Origin of the sequence: Corynebacterium cystitidis, from assembly GCF_900187295.1 — a bacterium.
Taxonomy (GTDB): Bacteria; Actinomycetota; Actinomycetes; order Mycobacteriales; family Mycobacteriaceae; genus Corynebacterium; species Corynebacterium cystitidis.
In genome coordinates, this window is the sequence record NZ_LT906473.1 from 719,266 (window position 1) to 737,472 (window position 18,207).

General features: G+C 56.2%; 18 protein-coding genes and 1 riboswitch. Of the genes, 14 read left to right on the forward strand and 4 right to left on the reverse strand.

The window, feature by feature from the left end:
• Positions 1-104 precede the first annotated feature (104 nt).
• Positions 105-280, forward strand: a riboswitch (cyclic di-AMP (ydaO/yuaA leader).
• Between the two features lie 10 nt (positions 281-290).
• The 9 genes from CKV99_RS03435 to CKV99_RS03475 all read left to right on the forward strand — a co-directional run bounded on the left by CKV99_RS03435 (position 291) and on the right by CKV99_RS03475 (position 8,832).
• Positions 291-1,058, forward strand: a complete 768-nt coding sequence (locus CKV99_RS03435; RefSeq protein WP_092254458.1) for a C40 family peptidase — start codon at positions 291-293, stop codon at positions 1,056-1,058.
• 293 nt (positions 1,059-1,351) lie between these two features.
• Positions 1,352-2,386: a C40 family peptidase gene (locus CKV99_RS03440; RefSeq protein WP_092254461.1), complete on the forward strand. Its 1,035-nt coding sequence runs from the start codon at positions 1,352-1,354 to the stop codon at positions 2,384-2,386.
• A 15-nt stretch (positions 2,387-2,401) separates the two neighbouring features.
• Complete coding sequence (locus CKV99_RS03445) at positions 2,402-3,517, forward strand: glycosyltransferase family 4 protein (protein ID WP_092254464.1); 1,116 nt, start codon at positions 2,402-2,404, stop codon at positions 3,515-3,517.
• Between the two features lie 49 nt (positions 3,518-3,566).
• Entirely contained in the window at positions 3,567-4,532 is a 966-nt protein-coding gene (locus tag CKV99_RS03450; protein WP_092254467.1) for an ROK family protein, read from the forward strand.
• A gap of 10 nt (positions 4,533-4,542) precedes the next feature.
• Complete coding sequence (locus tag CKV99_RS03455) at positions 4,543-5,277, forward strand: lysophospholipid acyltransferase family protein (protein ID WP_092254470.1); 735 nt, start codon at positions 4,543-4,545, stop codon at positions 5,275-5,277.
• 108 nt (positions 5,278-5,385) lie between these two features.
• Positions 5,386-6,531 (forward strand): acyltransferase family protein, encoded by a 1,146-nt coding sequence (locus tag CKV99_RS03460; RefSeq protein WP_092254473.1) that lies wholly within the window; start codon positions 5,386-5,388, stop codon positions 6,529-6,531.
• Between the two features lie 24 nt (positions 6,532-6,555).
• Positions 6,556-6,762 carry a hypothetical protein gene (locus CKV99_RS03465; RefSeq protein WP_092254476.1) on the forward strand — a complete coding sequence of 69 codons (207 nt, stop codon included), beginning with the start codon at positions 6,556-6,558 and terminating at the stop codon, positions 6,760-6,762.
• A 54-nt stretch (positions 6,763-6,816) separates the two neighbouring features.
• Positions 6,817-7,329 carry a polyadenylate-specific 3'-exoribonuclease AS gene (locus CKV99_RS03470; RefSeq protein ID WP_092255608.1) on the forward strand — a complete coding sequence of 171 codons (513 nt, stop codon included), beginning with the start codon at positions 6,817-6,819 and terminating at the stop codon, positions 7,327-7,329.
• Positions 7,330-7,443: 114 nt separating this feature from the next.
• Positions 7,444-8,832 (forward strand): class II 3-deoxy-7-phosphoheptulonate synthase, encoded by a 1,389-nt coding sequence (locus CKV99_RS03475; RefSeq protein WP_092254479.1) that lies wholly within the window; start codon positions 7,444-7,446, stop codon positions 8,830-8,832.
• Positions 8,833-8,908: 76 nt separating this feature from the next.
• Here the strand turns inward: CKV99_RS03475 and pknB are convergent, their stop codons facing one another.
• Positions 8,909-11,116: a Stk1 family PASTA domain-containing Ser/Thr kinase gene (gene pknB / locus CKV99_RS03480; RefSeq protein WP_092254482.1), complete on the reverse strand. Its 2,208-nt coding sequence runs from the start codon at positions 11,114-11,116 to the stop codon at positions 8,909-8,911.
• Between the two features lie 76 nt (positions 11,117-11,192).
• On the opposite strand from pknB, the gene CKV99_RS03485 reads away from it, so the two are divergent.
• A complete protein-coding gene (locus CKV99_RS03485) occupies positions 11,193-11,549 on the forward strand; it encodes an Rv2175c family DNA-binding protein (RefSeq protein WP_092254485.1) in 357 nt (118 codons plus the stop codon).
• Here the strand turns inward: CKV99_RS03485 and CKV99_RS03490 are convergent.
• The 3 genes from CKV99_RS03490 to CKV99_RS03500 form a co-directional block, all read right to left on the reverse strand.
• Positions 11,452-13,005 (reverse strand): alpha-(1->6)-mannopyranosyltransferase A, encoded by a 1,554-nt coding sequence (locus CKV99_RS03490; RefSeq protein ID WP_177178066.1) that lies wholly within the window; start codon positions 13,003-13,005, stop codon positions 11,452-11,454. The genes CKV99_RS03485 and CKV99_RS03490 overlap by 98 nt on opposite strands.
• The gene (locus CKV99_RS03495) at positions 13,005-14,108 is read right to left on the reverse strand and encodes a polyprenyl synthetase family protein (protein WP_269457285.1); all 1,104 of its coding nucleotides are present in this window, start codon (positions 14,106-14,108) and stop codon (positions 13,005-13,007) included. Before CKV99_RS03495 ends, CKV99_RS03490 begins: the two co-directional genes overlap by 1 nt.
• Before the next feature lie 101 nt (positions 14,109-14,209).
• A complete protein-coding gene (locus tag CKV99_RS03500) occupies positions 14,210-14,782 on the reverse strand; it encodes a GNAT family N-acetyltransferase (protein ID WP_092254491.1) in 573 nt (190 codons plus the stop codon).
• Between the two features lie 199 nt (positions 14,783-14,981).
• Between CKV99_RS03500 and CKV99_RS03505 the strand changes: the two genes are divergently transcribed.
• From CKV99_RS03505 to rsmH, 4 genes are all read left to right on the forward strand, one after another.
• On the forward strand, positions 14,982-15,431 hold the full coding sequence (locus tag CKV99_RS03505) for an SAV_6107 family HEPN domain-containing protein (RefSeq protein ID WP_092254494.1): 450 nt from the start codon (positions 14,982-14,984) through the stop codon (positions 15,429-15,431).
• A gap of 163 nt (positions 15,432-15,594) precedes the next feature.
• On the forward strand, positions 15,595-15,990 hold the full coding sequence (locus CKV99_RS03510; protein ID WP_092254496.1) for a DUF3040 domain-containing protein: 396 nt from the start codon (positions 15,595-15,597) through the stop codon (positions 15,988-15,990).
• 575 nt (positions 15,991-16,565) lie between these two features.
• Positions 16,566-17,000, forward strand: a complete 435-nt coding sequence (mraZ, locus tag CKV99_RS03515) for a division/cell wall cluster transcriptional repressor MraZ (RefSeq protein ID WP_092254499.1) — start codon at positions 16,566-16,568, stop codon at positions 16,998-17,000.
• 168 nt (positions 17,001-17,168) lie between these two features.
• A complete protein-coding gene (gene rsmH, locus CKV99_RS03520; protein ID WP_092255614.1) occupies positions 17,169-18,173 on the forward strand; it encodes a 16S rRNA (cytosine(1402)-N(4))-methyltransferase RsmH in 1,005 nt (334 codons plus the stop codon).
• Positions 18,174-18,207 lie beyond the last annotated feature (34 nt).

Here is an 18,207-nt window from a genome sequence, read left to right on the forward strand (position 1 = left end):
TCCGAAAATAACGGCTTGATAACGGGCGAGCCATTGGACAAAGTTTGTTGCAGTTTCGTAACCTTATTGAGACATTGCGACCAACCGGACGCAAGGTACGAACTGAACATATATTGCCGAATCCCATTCGGGCCACTGGCCGGAACGGGGCCGGGGACCCACCTCTCTAACCCGGGGTGAATTCCTTAGAGGGGCGACCCACAATAGGCCGTTGCATAAGGAAGGGTGATTTCCTCACCTAGCCCGTCAGCTAACTCGGTAGGCATTACAGGAAGATATGGAGATTATTCGTGGCTAAGCACCGTCGCCAGGACAAGAATACTGCACGTAAGGTCGCTGCTGTTTCCGCAGCGGCCATGGGGTCGACCCTCCTGGTACCAGCTACCGCGACCGCAGCAGAGGTTACCGTTCCAGGTAGCCCTGTGTCAGTGAATGTCCCGGGCATCGAGAACGTTCCAGGTATTGAAAACATTCCAGGTATCCAGCAGTGGATTCCATCCATCCAGAGCAGCAACAGCTATTACGGCGACGTCCGTTCTGCCGTCGCACAGGTTCGTGCCATTCCAGGAGCAACTCAGATTCCAGGTTTCGCTGCCTTTTTGGACCAAGTAGAGGCAAACTATGCGCCGGCTCCTGCTACCTACGCAGCCCCAGCTACTGCCCCAGCGCCTGCGCCGGCACCGGCCCCAGCGCCGGCACCAGTAGTGCAGAAGTCTTCGGGGCAAGAGATTGTAGACATCGCTCGATCGAAGATTGGTTCCCCGTACGTCTATGGTGCCGCTGGCCCAAACGCGTTTGATTGCTCTGGTTTTACCTCCTGGGTCTACGCCCAGGCTGGTAAGAACATTCCACGCACTTCCGGTGCGCAGGCAGCAGCTGGTCAGAAGGTCCCTTTGAACCAGATTCAGCCTGGTGACATCGTTGTTTACTACGGTGGCGCATCCCACGTTGCAATCTACGCAGGTAACGGTGTGATGATTGATGCACTTAACTCTGGGTCCCCAGTAGCTGAGCGCCCACTGCACTACATGCCAATCCACTCAGTTGTCCGCTTCTAAGCAAATTCTGAGCACAAATCCGCCTTACTTTATGGCGGGATAGGCTTGCCCCCAGCCCAAGGGATTCTGCCGACAGGCACCCCTAGCGGTTGGGGGCATTGTTATCAAATTTCTTCGGTTGCCGTGCGTTTTAATGGGGTCGGAACGGGAGCTTCGTGAGAATTGTGCCTGTTGTGATTCGAAAGCAATTTCTTAGACTTATGCGCTTTGCACAGGTTTGCTCAACCGCTATAGTTACAAGGGTTAGCACGCCGTGCACTTAGTATTTATTAAGTATCTCGAGAGAGGATATTGTGGCCAAACACCGCGCGCCAAGGCGCTCACGCTTTACCTTCTTGGTCCCTTCACTCACTGCAGCTGCGGTGTCAACCGGGCTTGCGTTCCCGGTAGACGCCCAAGATATTGATAAGTTGATCTCTCAGATGGACGAAGTTTCCACCGCGGCGGGAGCAAAGAATGAAGAGGTGAAGGAACTAGAGAACGATATCGAACGTGCTCAGTCAAATCTGGATCGCCTGAAAGATGAAGCAGAATCCGCAAATGCCGCTGCTGCACGCGCTATCGGGGCTAAAAATGGATATCAGTCTGACGTCAATGGGATAGCGGTGTCCAAATACCGGAATGTGCAAAAAGATCCGTTAATCACCACCTTGGAGTCCGGCAATCCGCAGACGGTAATCGACCGAGCTTCCTACCTCGGGTCCATCTCTCGCAATACCGAACGCACCCTTGGGGAGCTCCAAGACGCAAATCAAACAGCCGCGCAAATGGCAAACGCAGCTAATATTGCCTTAGCTGAAGCCGAGTTCTATCGCAATCAACTTGACTCGAAGCACCGGAAGTTAAACGAGGAGCGTAGCGAGCTCGAGGAGCAAGTGCGCAACCTGGAGAATCAGGTGAACTCGTTGGACGGCGAAGCGCGCGAGGAATGGCTCAACAAGAATGGCCCCATTAAGAACCCGCAACCAGGCCTCGCATTGAACCCAGCTGCCAGCGGTGTCGTAGGTGCCGCAATGAGTAAAATAGGAGCGCCGTACGGTTGGGGTGCCGCAGGCCCGAATCAGTTTGATTGCTCCGGCTTGATGTTCTGGGCGTACGCACAAAACGGTAAGTCGATCCCGCGCACATCTCAGGCACAGCTAGCAGGTGGCCAGTCGGTTCCGTTATCTGACCTTCAGCCGGGCGATATCATCGGTTATTACCCCGGTGTGACTCACGTCGGAATGTACATTGGTAATGGCCAGGTCGTTCATGCTTCTGACTATGGAATCCCCGTCCAGGTCGTCCCGTATAATTCCATGCCAATTCAGGGTGCTGCCCGCTACTAAACGGTGTCCGGCTGAATGACAACGTTGCTTGTGACAAACGATTTCCCGCCCGCAGTCGGCGGGATTCAGTCGTACTTGCGAGATTTTCTTTCCACAGTTGATCCCCGCGAGATCATCGTCTTTGCCTCTACCCAGGATGCCGCTGCAGCCGCTGCTCACGATGCAGCCAGTGATTACCGCATTGTGCGCTGGCCACGTTCAGTCATGTTGCCTACTCCGGCGACTACCGCAAGAATGCAGGAACTGATCCGGACGCATTCCATCAACACGGTGTGGTTTGGGGCAGCCGCACCTTTAGCCCTGATGGGGGCTGCGGCGAAACGCGCTGGTGCAACCCGTGTTATTGCCACAACCCATGGGCACGAGGTCGGCTGGTCTATGCTCCCTGGGGCGCGTCAGGCGCTGTCGCGCATCGGCCGGAGTGCCGATATTATTACCTACATTTCCGAATACACGGTGCGGCGGATTCGGGATGTTGTGGGTGACGCACCGCGCTATGTTCACTTACCAAGTGGTGTCGACACGGATTTCTTCCGGCCCGCAACCCCACAACACATTGAGTCCACCAGTCGCGCTTGGAACGTGGGGCGGGGTCCTGTGATCGTGTGCGCCTCTCGGCTGGTGCCTCGTAAGGGCCAGGATCAACTCATTCGTTGTATGCCCGAAATTTTGCAGCAGCACCCGGATGCACACCTCGTGATCGTGGGCGAGGGCCGGTATCGTCGTGCCCTTGAAGTATTGGCTAAAGGTGTTTCTGACTCTGTTCTTTTCACCGGCTCTGTCTCATCGGAGGACATGCGTGATCTGGTAGCCGCGGCGGATATCGTGGCCATGCCGGCGCGAACACGTGGTGGTGGGTTGGATGTTGAGGGATTAGGAATTGTGTATCTTGAGGCACAGGCGTGCGGGGTAGCGGTGATCGCTGGAAATTCCGGCGGAGCGCCCGAGACCGTTACTCCGGAAACAGGGATCGTCGTAGATGGCGCTGACACCCGCTCGATAACGCACGCCATCATGTCGCTTATCGACGACCCGGTGCGTCGGGCACGTATGGGGAAGGCAGGCCGTGACCATGTGCTTCGGAATTGGACGTGGGATGTCATGGGGAAAAGGCTCAATGATCTGCTCTAATGTGGGCCAGTGACCGTTTTTCTTAAGCAGCAGGATAGGGTTTAACGTTATGGAATCCTCACCGCCACGTCGTGAAGCTCTGACTGTGGGCTTCGACATCGGAGGCACGAATACCCGCGCCAGCGTCGTTACTCACACCGGTGCAATAATCGATCAAGCTTCGGTGCGGACTCCCGAGACAGCCCGAGACATGGAAGAAGCGATTGTAAAACTCACCGAAGATCTTCGCTCGCGACACGAGATTGCTGCGGTGGGGGTTGCCGCTGCGGGCTTTTTGGATCCAGATCGTGAAATTATCCGCTTTGCCCCACATCTGCCGTGGCGAAACGATGCACCAGTACGCCAAATCCTCCAAGACTCCATTGGGCTTCCGGTAAGTCTTGAGCATGACGCCAACGCGGCAGCATGGGGCGAATATCGATTTGGTGCTGCTCGAGATCTAGAGACGTGGGTTTTCTTCGCAGTGGGCACGGGGATCGGCGCGACTCTGATGCATCGGGGCGAGATTTATCGTGGGTCTTTCGGGACTGCCCCGGAGTTCGGCCACATCACTGTGGTCCCGGGTGGGCGGGTATGTTCCTGTGGGAAGCAGGGGTGCCTCGAACGTTACGCTTCTGGTACAGCGCTTCTAGATACGGCGATTCACATTGCCACGCAGGGCTGTTACGAGGACACGTCGCTGTACCGGAGGGTCGTCGGCAAGCGTGCCACGGGCGACGATGTGATGCAGGCTGCACGCAACGGAGACAAGCTTGGCCTTGCCACCGTGGCTAATTTCGCGGGGTGGCTTGGCCAGGGACTGTCGATTGTGGCCGATGTACTTGATCCTGAGCTCATTGTTTTGGGTGGCGGTGTTAGCGCAGATGCAGATATGTTCCTGCCAAAGACGAAGGAGCAATTAGCTGCAAATATTGTCGGATCGGGTTATCGGCCTTTGCCGCGGGTGGTTGTCGCTGAATTAGGGCCGGCGGCAGGTATGATCGGAGTGTCTGATCTCGCCCGCGACAGCCTGTGAGGAGCATCCCGTGCAAAACAAGTGGTACTGGTTCTATAAGCATATTCTTCTGGGGCCACTGGCATGGGTCTGGAGCCGTCCAACAACCGAAGGCCTCGACAATATCCCCAAGCAAGGGGCAGCTATCGTCGCATCCAATCACCAGTCGGTGTATGACTCCTTTATTTTCCCGCTGGTGTGCGACCGTCAGCTCACTTTTCCTGCCAAGAGCGAATATTTCACTGCGCCGGGATTAAAGGGCCGTATTAAAAAGTGGTTTTTCACTTCGGTTGGCCAGGTCCCGGTGTATCGGGGTTCTGAGGGCGCTGGTGAGAATATGCTTCAAGCGGCGCGTGAGGTTCTGGAGCGTGGGGATCTCCTCGGTATTTATCCCGAAGGCACTCGAGCGCCGGATAAGCGTATCTACAAAGGAAAGACGGGGATGGCGCGCGTGGCCATGAATACTGGAGCTCCAGTTATTCCTTTGGGGATGATCAACTCGGCTGATGCGAATCCGATTGGAACTAAGTTCATTCGCCCCGTCCAGGTCAAAATGCGGGTGGGGGAGGCTATTGACCCTCACGAATGGGCACGCAGCAATGGATTCGACCCAGGGTCCAATGAAGTAATGCGCCCGTTCACGGACTATGTCATGGCGAAATTAACGGAATTAACAGGTTTTTCTTACGTGGATGTGTATGCCACTGACGTGAAGAAATCTTTGGCTGAAGGGAAAGGGTACCCGCCGCAGGCACGCCCACACTAACCACTCTCACCCCACCAGACTGCACACGATGCGTTGAATGTTTTGGTTTCCGCAGGTTAAGGCGGTAGCATTACACTGGTTCGCGTACAGGTTGGCAGGAGGGTGACAATGAGTACACAGCGACTTGCGTGGCCCGACGTGGCCAAAGGTTTGTCCATCATCGGGGTGGTCGTTCTCCACGTGTCCCTCTTAATCCCCGGGGCGAGAGACACAGCGTTGTCTCAGGCAAATACTGTTATTGACCCTTTGCGGATGCCGTTGTTCTTTCTTGTCAGTGGTCTTTTTTCCAGCAAGGTTTTGAACTTTAGCTTGCCTGAGCTTTTCCGTCGCAGACTGTGGTTTTTCCTCATCCCTTACCTAGTGTGGGTTCCTATCGAAGTCACCCTCACTAACGAGATGAGGCAATTAGCCGGTATTTCGGAGCCGTTTACTCTGCGGGAGTATGTGGAACTGATCGTCACGGGGCGAAATATGGCGTGGTTTCTTTACGCACTCGTTCTTTTTAACCTGGCCCTGTGGTTAACCCGAAAGCTTCCGATGTGGGCGACTGTTGTGGTTGCGCTGAGCCCAGTGTTGGGGATTCAGTGGCACCATGAGGTTCCGATCGTGGCGAAGGTGATTATGTACTTGCCGATTTTTATGGCGGGCACCTATGCCTGCCACGTGATTAAGCGCTTTGCGACGACAGCGCTGACGCCGACACGGATCCTGTTCGCTTTAGCCGGTTACCTGTCCGCAGTCGCACTTGTGATCGCCTGGAATAATTTTATCGAGGCCAACCAATCAATTGTTCTTCCCGTCCCGGTGATCGGAGGGTTGGATCACACCGCGTTGCAGCTTCTGGTCAACCAGCTTCAGTACAGTCTCATGCTTCCTGCGGGAGTGGTGCTAGTTGTGGCGCTGACACAGGTCCCTGGTATATCTGACACATTGCAGTTCCTCGGGCGTAATACTCTCCCAATTTATCTCGGGCATCCTATTGCGTTGACAATGTTGGTGTCGTTTCCTCGCGAACTTTATGATCTACCGGTGGGCATGGAGGGTGCGGGTTTTTGGATGTCTACCCACGTGTGGATTGTGATCGGCTTGGTAGCTTCGGCTGCTGGCGGGCTGGGTATGTGGGCGCTTGGAAAGGTGCCTGGACTACGCTGGTCTCTATACCCGCCGAAGCTGCCAGAGCCGAAGCGAACTAGTAGTGAGCGTCGCATCATCGAACCGTATACAGTCGGCGATGCTGGTCGCACTCATCAATAGAGGTTAGAAGGGAACTAACGACGCATGGGGCGCTCTATCGTCATCCGTGTCATCATCGTTGCTGTCTTGATCATTGCTTATATTGCTGCGGTGGCGATGGGGGTGCCTGATTCTTACACGGGTCCTACGATCATCGTGTCTATAGCCCTCGTGCTGTTTTTCCCCATAAACCGTCGCGATCACACTCAGGGCGGCTCTCAGAAGCCTCACACTGACGTCGTCGAGCCGTGACCAGAACGATCTATACGATGTCACAAGAATAGAAATGCGAGTGTGTCTGATTCCGTGAGGTACTTCTACGACACAGAGTTTATTGAGGACGGGCGCACCATTGAGTTGGTGAGCATCGGGATCGTGTCCGAAGATGGCAGAGAGTACTACGCTGTCTCTACCGATTTCGATTCGTCGGCAGCCAACGACTGGGTGCGGGAGAACGTGTTGGACAAACTGCCTAGCCCTAATGACGGCGCATGGAAGCCAACAAGCACGATCCGTCAAGATGTCTATGATTTTCTCACCGCTGATTCCACTCGGCCTGAACTGTGGGCATGGGTTGGTGCCTATGATCATGTTGTCTTGGCACAGTTGTGGGGGGACATGGCAGGTCTGCCGCGCAGCTTGCCACGGTACACCCATGAACTGAAACAGTATTGGGAGATGGCGGGGCGCCCCCGGTTGCCGAAGACTCCGGATGGCAACCATGATGCGCTTATCGACGCCCGGCATAACCTGCAGAAATTTAAGGTGTGCGAGAAAGTGTTGCCACTCGATGCGAAGGGGCGAGCGCAACGCGATTAGGGCCCGGCTGAGTCCACCGATAACTGTGCGGACGAAGCAACCTAGTAGAAGCCACCCAGGTAGTTCCGTCTAGGAAAGTGGGTTTTCGCAGGGTGCCGTGCTACAACTAAGAGTGTGAGTTGGACAATTGATATCCCCGAAACAGTTCTGCCGGACCTGCCACCGTTGCCCGGTGACCTGAATGAGAAGTTCCAGGACGTTATTGCCCGTGACGCGAAGCAGCAGCCGAGCTGGGACAAGACCAAGGCCGAGAATGTACGCAAGATTCTTGAGTCGGTCCCGCCTGTCGTCGTGGCGCCTGAAATCCATCGCCTGAAGGCACAGATGGCTGATGTTGCCAACGGGAAGGCCTTTCTCTTGCAGGGCGGTGACTGTGCTGAGACCTTTGAGTCCAACACGGAGCCACATATCCGCGCCAACATCAAGACCCTTCTGCAGATGGCAGTGGTGCTTACCTACGGCGCCTCGATGCCGGTGGTTAAGCTCGCCCGTATTGCGGGCCAGTATGCAAAGCCGAGGTCAAGTGACCTCGACGGCAACGGTCTTCCGAACTATCGCGGCGATATTGTCAACGGTGTGGAGCCGACCGAGGAGGCTCGTCGTCACGATCCTTCCCGTATGGTACGCGCTTACGCGAACTCCGGCGCAGCCATGAACTTGGTGCGTGCCTTGACTCAGTCCGGTACAGCAGACCTGTACAACTTGGATGAATGGAACCGCGAATTCGTCGCGAACTCACCAGCTGGTGCACGGTATGAAGCGCTGTCTCGCGAGATATCGCGTTCGCTGGCGTTTATGGATGCGTGTGGTGTCAACGACACTCACCTGCGTACCTCAAATATTTACGCGTCTCACGAGGCACTGCTTGTGGATTATGAGCGCGCAATGCTGCGTTTGGGGGAGGACGAGAACGGTGACACAAAGCTTTATGATTTGTCGGCGCACCAGTTGTGGATTGGTGAACGCACCCGCGGCATCGAGGATTTCCACGTAAACTTTGCAGCCTTGATTGATAATCCGATCGGTCTGAAGCTCGGCCCCTCGGTGACTCCGGAGGAGGCAGTAGCGTATGCGGACCGCCTTGATCCACACCACGAACCCGGACGCCTGACCATGGTTGCGCGGATGGGGCACGACAAGATTCGCCAGGTTTTACCTGGCATTATCAAGGCCGTTGAAGCATCTGGGCACAAGGTTGTCTGGCAGTCTGATCCGATGCACGGCAACACCTTTACTGCATCGAACGGGTACAAGACCCGCCACTTCGACAAGGTTATCGACGAAGTCCAAGGCTTCTTCGAGGTTCATCGTTCTTTGGGTACCCACCCCGGCGGTATTCACATTGAGCTCACCGGTGAGGATGTGACGGAGTGCCTAGGTGGAGCCCAGGACATCACTGATGTGGATTTGCCTGGCCGCTACGAGTCGGCGTGTGATCCACGGCTGAATACTGAGCAGGCCCTCGAGTTGTCCTTCCTCGTCGCGGAGATGCTGCGTTACTAGTTAAGCGGATTGCTGGGTGCCTAGGTGCAGGTGCCTTGGTGCCTTGGCACCTTGGTGCCGGGTAGAGGAGCTACGTTTATTCTGACTCAACCCGCACGGTAGAACCCGGCCGTACCGCGTCGCTGGCCTGTGTCCGCTGCTTGGTGATCACTTCGTCGTTGTAGCGACTACCGCGATTAATTTTTAGGCCAACCTCGTCGGCGAGTGCCCGGGCGTCTTCGACACGCATGCCCACAAAGTTTGGCACAGTCACTTGACCCGGAAGTATCAGCACAACCTCGGCACTATTGGGTTCGAGATTGGTCCACGCCGGTGGATCAGTCGACAGAACGCGGTGGGCGGTATCTGAGACCTGGTCTGAACTGCGTGTTGTGCGGTCGACGGTAATTCCTTTTTCTTCTAAAGCGTCGGTGGCGTCGTCGATAGTTTTTCCGCTAACGTCTGGAATAGTTCTGGCATTGGAGATGACAAGGTCGACTGTGTCGCCGCGTTCAAGTTCGGTGGCTTTCGCAGGGTCAGTGCTAACGACGTTGCCACCATAGATCTCGTCGTCAAAGGTCTCACTGATCTCGCCGACGTTGAGACCAGCATTTTCCAGTGCCGCAATGGCATCGGCTTCGGGAAGTCCTCGAATGTCGGGCACAGCAATCGGCTCGGGGCCCTTGGAGACGGAAACAGTGATCGTCGATCCAATGGACAAAGGTGTCCCCGCGGGTGGGTCGGTGACGGCGATGGAACCAACGGGCGCATCAGAGGAGTAAACCGATTCGCCAGTGGTGACCTCGAAAGTGCGCTGATCAGCTAGTGCCCGGTAATCTTCCACGCCCATGCCTGCCGGGACTTCAGGCACCGTGGGTTTTCCCTGGGAAATCAGCACCGTCACTTCTTCGCCGGGAAGTGCTTTATTACCACCGGGCGGGTCTGTACCCACCGGCTGATCTTTGGGAACGTCATTGTGGTACACAATTTCTGTTGCGGGCTCAAAACCTGCTTCACTGACGGCGGTGACTGCCTGGTCACGGTCCATACCAAGTACCTGAGGGATTTCCCCGTATCGGCCTGAGCCGAACCACCAGGCACCAATTGCGACAGCGGCGGTTAAAACCCCAATGATGATCAACCACACCAAAAGCGACATTGAGGAACGGTTGCTTTCAGGCGCAGGCGGTTCGACGTTGCGCTGAACCGCCGGCTCGTGGCCCGAAGCATGCGCCGGCGGGGGAGCAGCAGGCTGTGGAGCAGGTGCAGGAGGAGGGACAACGGGCTGAACCCGTGTTTCGTTGTACGGCTCTGGAAGTTGGGCGTGGATCACGCTGGTAGCACCAGCATCATGTGCTGTGTCGTCGACCGAGGGGTCGTTGTCTCGCGCGTCTCCGGGGCCCATGTTGGTAGGTACTGCGGCGGCACGATGCGCTGCGGACTCAGTGGGCACCGGCACGGTGTAGGCAGGTAGGTTCAGTTCGGCAGCTACATCGTCAAGCGCTGCCAGGAAGTCTCCGGCATCGCGGAACCTGGCGTGAGGCTCACGTGCGGTAGCGGTGGCAACCAACTCGTCGAAAAGCTTAGGTACTCCCTCGATGCGACTCGATGGGGGAGGCACATCCTCGTTAATGCGCGCGAACGCGTGAGCCAGCTGAGTGTCGCCGGAAAATGGGGTAGTACCGGTGAGAAGCTCAAATAAGACGATGCCGGAAGAATAAACGTCCGAGGCTTGTGTGATCTCGTTACCATCGACTTGCTCGGGGGACAGATAGGCTACCGTGCCCACAATTTGGTCGGTCGAATGCTTCGCGTCGCTAGCGGCACGCACAAGCCCGAAGTCTGCCAGCTTCACCCGATTATCAGAGTTGATCAGGATGTTATCCGGCTTGATATCGCGGTGCACCATCCCCTTCGCATGTGCTACAGACAGCCCGGTGAGTACGGCGCGCATCACTGCGGTGGCAGCATGCGGTGGCATAGGTCCACGTTCTGCTAACAGTTCGCGCAGCGTCCCACCGGTGATCAACTCCATGATCAGAAAGGCATGGTCGCCGTGGACGGAGAAGTCATACACATTGACTAGGTTAGGGTGGGTGAGCTGGGCCATTGCGCGGGCCTCGCGGCGAAATCGGTCGAGGAACACGGCGTCGTCGACGTAGCGGTCATCCATCACCTTGGCGGCGACCTCACGCCCGAGTCGCTCGTCGACGCAGCGGTACACGGTGGACATTCCTCCGCGGGCGATCGGGTGATCGATGCGGTAGCGGTCCTCCAAGTAATCTCCAACGGCGAGCTGCTTCATAGGTTCAAGTATTCCCCAAACTACACTCCAAGGGGAATCCGACAGCCGTAAAGCACGTAAAGTAATTCGTGTGAGTATGACAAATCTTGATGCATTGCTATCCGACGAGAACCTGTTGACCTTCCCCCAGGTTGCAGACCAGCTCGCTGTCCCTGTGACGAAGGTGCATGATCTCGTGCGTACTTCGAAGCTGGTGCGCTACCGCAAAGATGGGACGAACTACGTGCCTGCCGCACTATTCGACGAGTATGGTGAGCTGCCCAAGTTTGTTTCCGGGGTGGTGACTGTCCTGGCGGATAACAATTTCTCTGAGGAGGAAATCCTCGAGTATTTATTTACTGAGGATGACTCGTTGCCTGGTCGCCCTGTTGACGCACTGCATGGACACTTGGCGCGAGAGGTGATTCGGCGCGCTCAGGCGATGGCGTTTTAGTACCCATGGGGAAGACGTACGCTGTTACCGCCCACGCGAGAAATATGGCGACCCCAAGGAACCAGAGGTCATAGAACCTGTGGTTACCTCCGCCGGTGAATGCCAGTGCCAGCACCACGGAGGCCCCGGTGGTCAGGCGCAGCACCCACATGGGTGGACGGAATGTGCCTACCAGGGAAATAACCGAGGCGTAATACCACGGCAGCACTACTGAATTCACGGTGAACGCCCACTGGTAGGCCAATGTGGTACCCATCACGGCGCGCCGATCACTCTGGCGGAAGATCCACCAAATTATGACGAGGCCTACTAACAGGGCGATCGTTCCAAGTGTGCGTGTCGCTGCAAGTATGGCGTTGTAGGGGAAGCGCTCGTGGAACAGCTGGATAAACGGAGCGACAACATCGGCAATTAACGTTGGCAGCGCTAGTGGATTGACCACTTTGGAATTTCCGGAGATTTCCGCCAGCCAGTCCCACGACGAGCCGGAAGCCCAGGTGACCAGTCCCACCACGGCCAAGGTTTCGATCACTCCAATCACGCCAGTGATCACAAAGGTGGCCACGCGGCGACCAACTTTAGCTGTGTCTCCTGCATAGTAGTTTGTTGCTATCCAGACAACGAAGGGCAGCGCGATGGCGGCGGTGGCCTTGAGCGATACCGCGACGGAGATGAGTGCCACTGCCACCACGAATCTGCGATTTACCGCCAGGACTAGTCCCACGGTTACCATGCCGACCATGGTTGACTCGTTGTGCATTCCCCCCACCATGTGCAAAATCATGACGGGGTTGGCCACGCCAATCCACAAAGCTAGTGCAGGGTCACCACCGAGTTTGCGGGCGATGTGGGGCACGCCCCACGCGATCATTGCGAAACCGAAAAGAGAGATCACTTTGTAGGCGATGAGGCCGAGTGCCACGTTGTCGCCTACCAGTGTGGTAACGCCCTCGCCGATCCATAGGTGGAGGGGCCCATAAGGTGTTGTTGTGTTGCGCCAGTCGTGCGACACCTCAAGCAGATAGGGCCCAGGATTAACGGCGGCACCTTCGTTGTACGGGTCGAAGCCATCGCGCATCATCGCGCCCTGCATGAGGTATGAGTACACGTCGCGCGACAGGATTGGGGCTGCGAATGCGAGAGGCGCAACCCAAGCCCACAAGGAGCGCCAGGTTGTGGCGAAACGGTCGTCGTCACACTCGGGCTTTTCGACGATGACGTGCCGGCCAGTCAAGATCCAGGCACCGAGAAGTACAGCGATGCCCACCATCAAGACGATCTCTAGAATTCCTTTACCGTGGCCAAAGGTGAGGAAATCGAGGCCTAAGGCGCTGAGGAGTCCACCACGGTTGCGGGTGGCGCCTGCACCGAAAGATCCAATGGTGATGAGGATGGTGCCGATAAGTCCTAAGGTTGTGGGGTTTATTCGGCTGAGTCGAGTCCATATTATTTGCATTATTTGCGCCGCTCCGTAGCCCTAATAGCAAGCTCGCGGAGGCGATCGTGGACGTGCTTGTCGACGCCTGCCGCTGTGAGGTAGGCGAGACCCGATTCTGTCAGGGTGGTGATCTGCTGCTCGATCTGCTCCACTGCGCCGGTGTCTTTGATGATGGTGGCAAGCTTGTTGATGTCGGTGGGGTCGGTGACTGTGCCTACACCTGCGCGTAGAGCTGCAGCGGCAGTGGGGTCGGCTTCGTCGGCACGTGCTAGTGCAAGCGACAATAAGACGGTGCGTTTGCCCTCGCGAAGGTCGTCGCCAGCGGGCTTTCCAGTAATCTCCGGATCGCCAAATACTCCCAGCAGATCGTCGCGCAGTTGGAAGGCGATGCCGATGTCATGGCCGTAACCACGAAAAGCAGAAATGGTTTTCTCCGGGGCGCCAGCAAGTGCTGCTCCAAGGTGAAGAGGCCGCTCGATGGTGTAAGCAGCTGTCTTGAAGCGATTTACAGCATTGGCCAGTGCGGGGCTTTCGTCCCCCGTGGCTTCTAAGTTGATGTCTAAAAGTTGGCCACCGATCACTTCCGTGCGCATGGCGCGCCACGGTTCAGCTGCACGCTCTAAAGCCTCGGTGCTTAGCCCTGAATAGCGCCACAAATCTTCGGCCCAGACGAGCGCGAGGTCTCCAATGAGGATCGCAGTGGACTGACCGAAGTGCAGTGAATTGCCTTTCCAACCTGAATCGGCGTGGAGCTTTTCCACTGTGCGGTGAACAGTTGGGTTACCGCGACGGGTGTCGGATGAATCGATGATGTCGTCGTGGATCAGCGCGCATGCCTGAATGAACTCCAAGGAGGACACTGCGCGTAAGACTGCATGTGGATCTTCAGGAGAATTCTCCAGTCCTCCACCTCCAACGAAGCCTGCCCACCCGTACAAGGGGCGGACGCGCTTCCCACCGTTGAGGACGAAACTATGGAGGTGTTCTACAGCGCGAGTAACTGGCGCGCCAATCTTAGCTACGTCGTCATTGCGCTGATCAAGAAAAATGCGAAGTTCCTCAGTGACTGCAGCGGGAACGTCGTTAAGGGATAGATTCCGGAAATCTTGAGCTGCGCTCACGTGGCACACTCCTGTGAAAACTGTGTTGTAAAAATTGTGTTGTGAAAATCGAGTTGAGATATTTTCTTTAACCCTACCCAGCTCCCACGACATCGAGATATCTATGCCCTATTTTCTTGAGGAAGCGGGAGGGCGCGAGCGAGGACTGCAAAGGGGCGGGTATCTCCGTGGTAGAAGAAGTCGCGCAAGACATCTTCGAAGCCTAGGGACCGATACAATCCGAACGCAGCGTTATTTTCGTCAGGAACTTCAGGTGTTGAAAGCATCGCGTACGATGCCGGCGCGTTCCACAATAGTTCAGTGAGCAGAGCACGCCCGATGCCGCGGACTTGGAGCTGAGGCTCAACATGAATTTCTGCGACTTCAAAGTAGTCGCGCAACATTTCCTGTTGTTGGGGTGTCGCCCCACCGCGTTCAGCAAATCCGCGGCGGAGTTGGCGGTCCCACCAGCGTTCGGGATTGCCGATGAACCCGTAGGAAACTCCGACGACCTCTTCGTTCAACACAGCGATGAGTGATGTGAAGCCCGGCTGGTGGATCTCTCGGCGCCATACGCGAATTCTGTCGCTGCGGATTCCTGGGGCATACCCCATGGCGTCGATATAGATATCGACAAGTCGGGGAACCAGGATCGAAAACTCGGGGCCACTGAGGCGTCGCAACGTCACACTCACATGGTCTATAAAACCATGTGACTGCTCTTTTTGCCTTTAAATTTCGATGTTTGCTGTAAGTACCTGCAGCGATGCGAAAAATTAGAATCTATGTTCGAATTTTTTGCGGGCTAGTGTCGGGAGCGTGTTCTACGGTGATCTCACAACATTAAAACCAAAGTGCAGCGAAACCAGGATTGAGAAAGGCAGGAAAGCGGACATGAGCAGCGTTATCTCGGCAACTACCGGAACGGTGATGGGGGCTGCGAGTCACCATGGCCAGGGAACGAAACGAGTGGGTAGTTTTCTTTCCGCTGCGGAATCGTTGCTGGCTTCTGCGTCGGCTCACCTCGGTGAAGGAAAGTGCGATCTTGCGCTTGAGGATGCGTATCGGGCTGCCTTACGTGTGGCAGGCGCTGTAAATGCATCCTCGCCCGTTATTGCACGGCGTAAGCGCTTGCCGACGAGTGCGTGGGACAAACTCTCTCTTACCGGTGAGGTAGGTAAAGGGTGGGCGGTGCAATTTAAGCGCTACTCCGCTTTGCGTGGGCGGGTGGCGTCTGGAATTGTGGAGCACCCTCCCCGTGCCGACGTGGTTGCACTTCTGGATCTGGCATACGCTTTTTATGACGATGCTGTCTTCGGTCCGGATGGTGCGGCAGTGGCGTAAGGTCGCGCAGCTGCGTAAGGTCGCGCAGCTGCGAGGGTGTAGAGGTTTGGTGAGGGGGTAGAAAGTAGGTGATTCCCTCTGCGGGAACAAACGGGATACCCTGTACGTTGAGAAGTTAGAGAGTTCGGTCCGGACATATAACACCACTACACCGGGAGGAATCGTGGCCCTTTCAGAGCAAGAACAGCGCGCGCTCCGTGAAATTGAGCAGTCGCTGCTGGCAGACGATCCTAAATTTGGCGCGCAAGTTTCAGGAAGTTCATCGTTTGGTGACGGCCCTGCGACTGGAAAGATCACGCTGCGAGGCGTCGCTCTTGTCGTAGTGGGCCTCGTCCTGCTCGTTACTGGCGTCGCGTTAGCGCAGGTCAGCCTTTGGTTCATTGCGCTTAGTGTTCTTGGCTTCTTTGTCATGCTCGGTGCCGGCGTGTGGATTTTGCGTACTCCGAATGATGGTGCTTCTCCTGTTAATCATTCAGCGCAAAAGGCGAAGACGCCACGAAAGGATGGCGTTAGCTCCCGGATGGAAGAAAACTTCCGTCGCCGTTTCGAAGGGAACTAACCAGGTAACCCACGGCAGCAGTGGCTGCTGGGACAATTTTCAACGCGCCTTAAAAATCGCGCCTCACAAATCTGTGAGGCGCGATTTTCGAGTTTTGTCACCGTGTGCATAATGCGCGTGTCGGAATTTGCCCCCATCCAGGGGTGGCGTAGCGCCAGTCTTCGGTGCCACGGCCCCCGCCATCCTGCCGTGGCAGCACTTTTATCGGGGTGGCCCACTTTGCCCCACCGTCGCGCCCCACTTTGCCCCACCGTCGCCACATTCCCTGAGAATGTGCAGGTCATAGACATTCGAATTGTTGACAATGGCCGTTATTGGAGGGTCAAAATCGAAGAGTTGTGACTTTTGTGGCAACTGGGATACTGAAATTGTTATGATCGGGGGATCATTCGCCACCCGGTAATCATGTCTTTTACCTGCAGTAATTTCATTTTTGAAAAGTTATTCGGGGACAGATGTGGCGTTTGTGGGGCAAAGTGGGTTAAAGTGGGGCTTACTGGCGATCAGGTGGGTGACTGTCTGATCGCTGGGGAAGATTCACACCGGCGTAGTTGAGCGAAGGAAGGTGGCCCGGGATGTTTCTGGGTACCTACACACCCAAGCTCGATGACAAAGGCAGGTTGACCCTCCCTGCAAAGTTTCGCGAGGAACTTGCAGACGGGTTGATGGTGACCAAGGGGCAAGACCACTCTCTAGCGGTGTACCCCCGGGAGGCATTTGCGGCCCGAGCACGAAAGGCGGCAGCTGTTTCTCGCACGAACCCACAGGCACGTGCGTTCATTCGTAACCTCGCAGCGAGCGCGGATGAGCAAACCCCCGACGGGTCCGGGCGAATCACCTTGTCGCCGTCGCACCGTGAATACGCAAACCTCACCAAGGAATGCGTAGTAATCGGTTCGGTGGATTTTCTCGAAATCTGGGACGCACAGTCCTGGGCTAAATACCAAGAAGAAACGGAAGCTGCGTTCGCTGCAGCGGACGAAGATGACATTCTTTCCGGGCTGCTTTAGCGGTAGCCACGCACGGAGAGCGTGTACGGACTCTGCCCGAAGCGTGAGTCTTTCTGGTGTACTTCCCCGACATCAGAGTGACCGCTTCGGGCAGGGCCCTATACGTTCCCCGCAACGAGTTCAACACCGGCAGCCAATTGTGAAGGGGGTGACCTGGCCGTGAAGCAGATGGATTTCAATATCGATGCCAACCACGGCCATGTCCCCGTAATGCGTGACCGTGTGACGGAACTCTTAGCTCCTGCCGTGGAAGCGTTCGGTGTTCATGCCGTCATTGTCGATGGCACTCTCGGTGCGGGCGGGCACTCGGAACACTTCTTAACAGTTTTCCCCCAGGCCCGCGTGATCGGCGTGGACCGTGACCCGAATGCCTTGCGCGACGCCTCCAAACGGCTTTCTCGGTTTGGGGACCGATTTACCACGGTTCAGACACGCTTTGACGAGATTGGCAGGACGCTTAACGACGAAGCCGGCGAGACTTTCGCACTAGCCCGTAACCACGGTGTGGCGGGAGCCCTTTTTGATCTTGGTGTCTCATCTATGCAGCTTGACCAGAAGGAACGTGGCTTTGCATATTCCGTCGACGCACCTCTAGATATGCGCATGGACCCGACAACAGGGATCACTGCAGCCGAGGTGCTTAATACCTACAGTCACGGCGACCTAGCCAGAATTCTTAAGACCTACGGCGATGAACGCTTCGCTGGAAAGATTGCCTCTGCGGTGATCAAAGAGCGTGAGAAGGAGCCTTTCGAGCGTTCGGGCCGTCTCGTTGAACTGCTGTACAACGTTATTCCTGCAGCTACCCGGCGCACTGGCGGGCATCCCGCCAAGCGCACATTCCAGGCGTTGCGCGTGGAAGTGAATCGGGAGCTCGAAGCCGTTGAAAATGTCATCCCCGTCATCACCGGTGCTTTGGGTGTTGGTGGGCGAGTGGTGTTTATGAGCTACCAGTCCCTGGAAGACAAGCTTGTCAAGCGCGCCTTTGCTGAGCTCACCACGTCTAAGACACCGCCAGGGTTACCCATGGACCTCCCCGGCACCGCTCCGCTTTTCCGTGCAGTGACCAATGGTTCCGAGAAGGCAACGCAAGCGGAAATCGATGAAAACTCACGGGCGGCACCAGTCAGGGTCCGAGTCATCGAGAAACTTCCTGATCCGAACGACACCTAATCACCACAACATCACACGCCACCACATCGAAGGG

Excerpts from the sequence above, each read along its gene's own strand:
- rsmH (WP_092255614.1), top strand. The coding sequence starts at position 17,169 with ATGGATTTCAATATCGATGCCAACCACGGCCATGTCCCCGTAATGCGT.
- CKV99_RS03465 (WP_092254476.1), top strand. The coding sequence starts at position 6,556 with ATGGGGCGCTCTATCGTCATCCGTGTCATCATCGTTGCTGTCTTGATC.
- CKV99_RS03445 (WP_092254464.1), top strand. The coding sequence starts at position 2,402 with ATGACAACGTTGCTTGTGACAAACGATTTCCCGCCCGCAGTCGGCGGG.
- mraZ (WP_092254499.1), top strand. The coding sequence starts at position 16,566 with ATGTTTCTGGGTACCTACACACCCAAGCTCGATGACAAAGGCAGGTTG.
- CKV99_RS03450 (WP_092254467.1), top strand. The coding sequence starts at position 3,567 with ATGGAATCCTCACCGCCACGTCGTGAAGCTCTGACTGTGGGCTTCGAC.
- CKV99_RS03460 (WP_092254473.1), top strand. The coding sequence starts at position 5,386 with ATGAGTACACAGCGACTTGCGTGGCCCGACGTGGCCAAAGGTTTGTCC.
- pknB (WP_092254482.1), bottom strand. The coding sequence starts at position 11,116 with ATGAAGCAGCTCGCCGTTGGAGATTACTTGGAGGACCGCTACCGCATC.
- CKV99_RS03490 (WP_177178066.1), bottom strand. The coding sequence starts at position 13,005 with ATGCAAATAATATGGACTCGACTCAGCCGAATAAACCCCACAACCTTA.
- CKV99_RS03485 (WP_092254485.1), top strand. The coding sequence starts at position 11,193 with ATGACAAATCTTGATGCATTGCTATCCGACGAGAACCTGTTGACCTTC.
- CKV99_RS03505 (WP_092254494.1), top strand. The coding sequence starts at position 14,982 with ATGAGCAGCGTTATCTCGGCAACTACCGGAACGGTGATGGGGGCTGCG.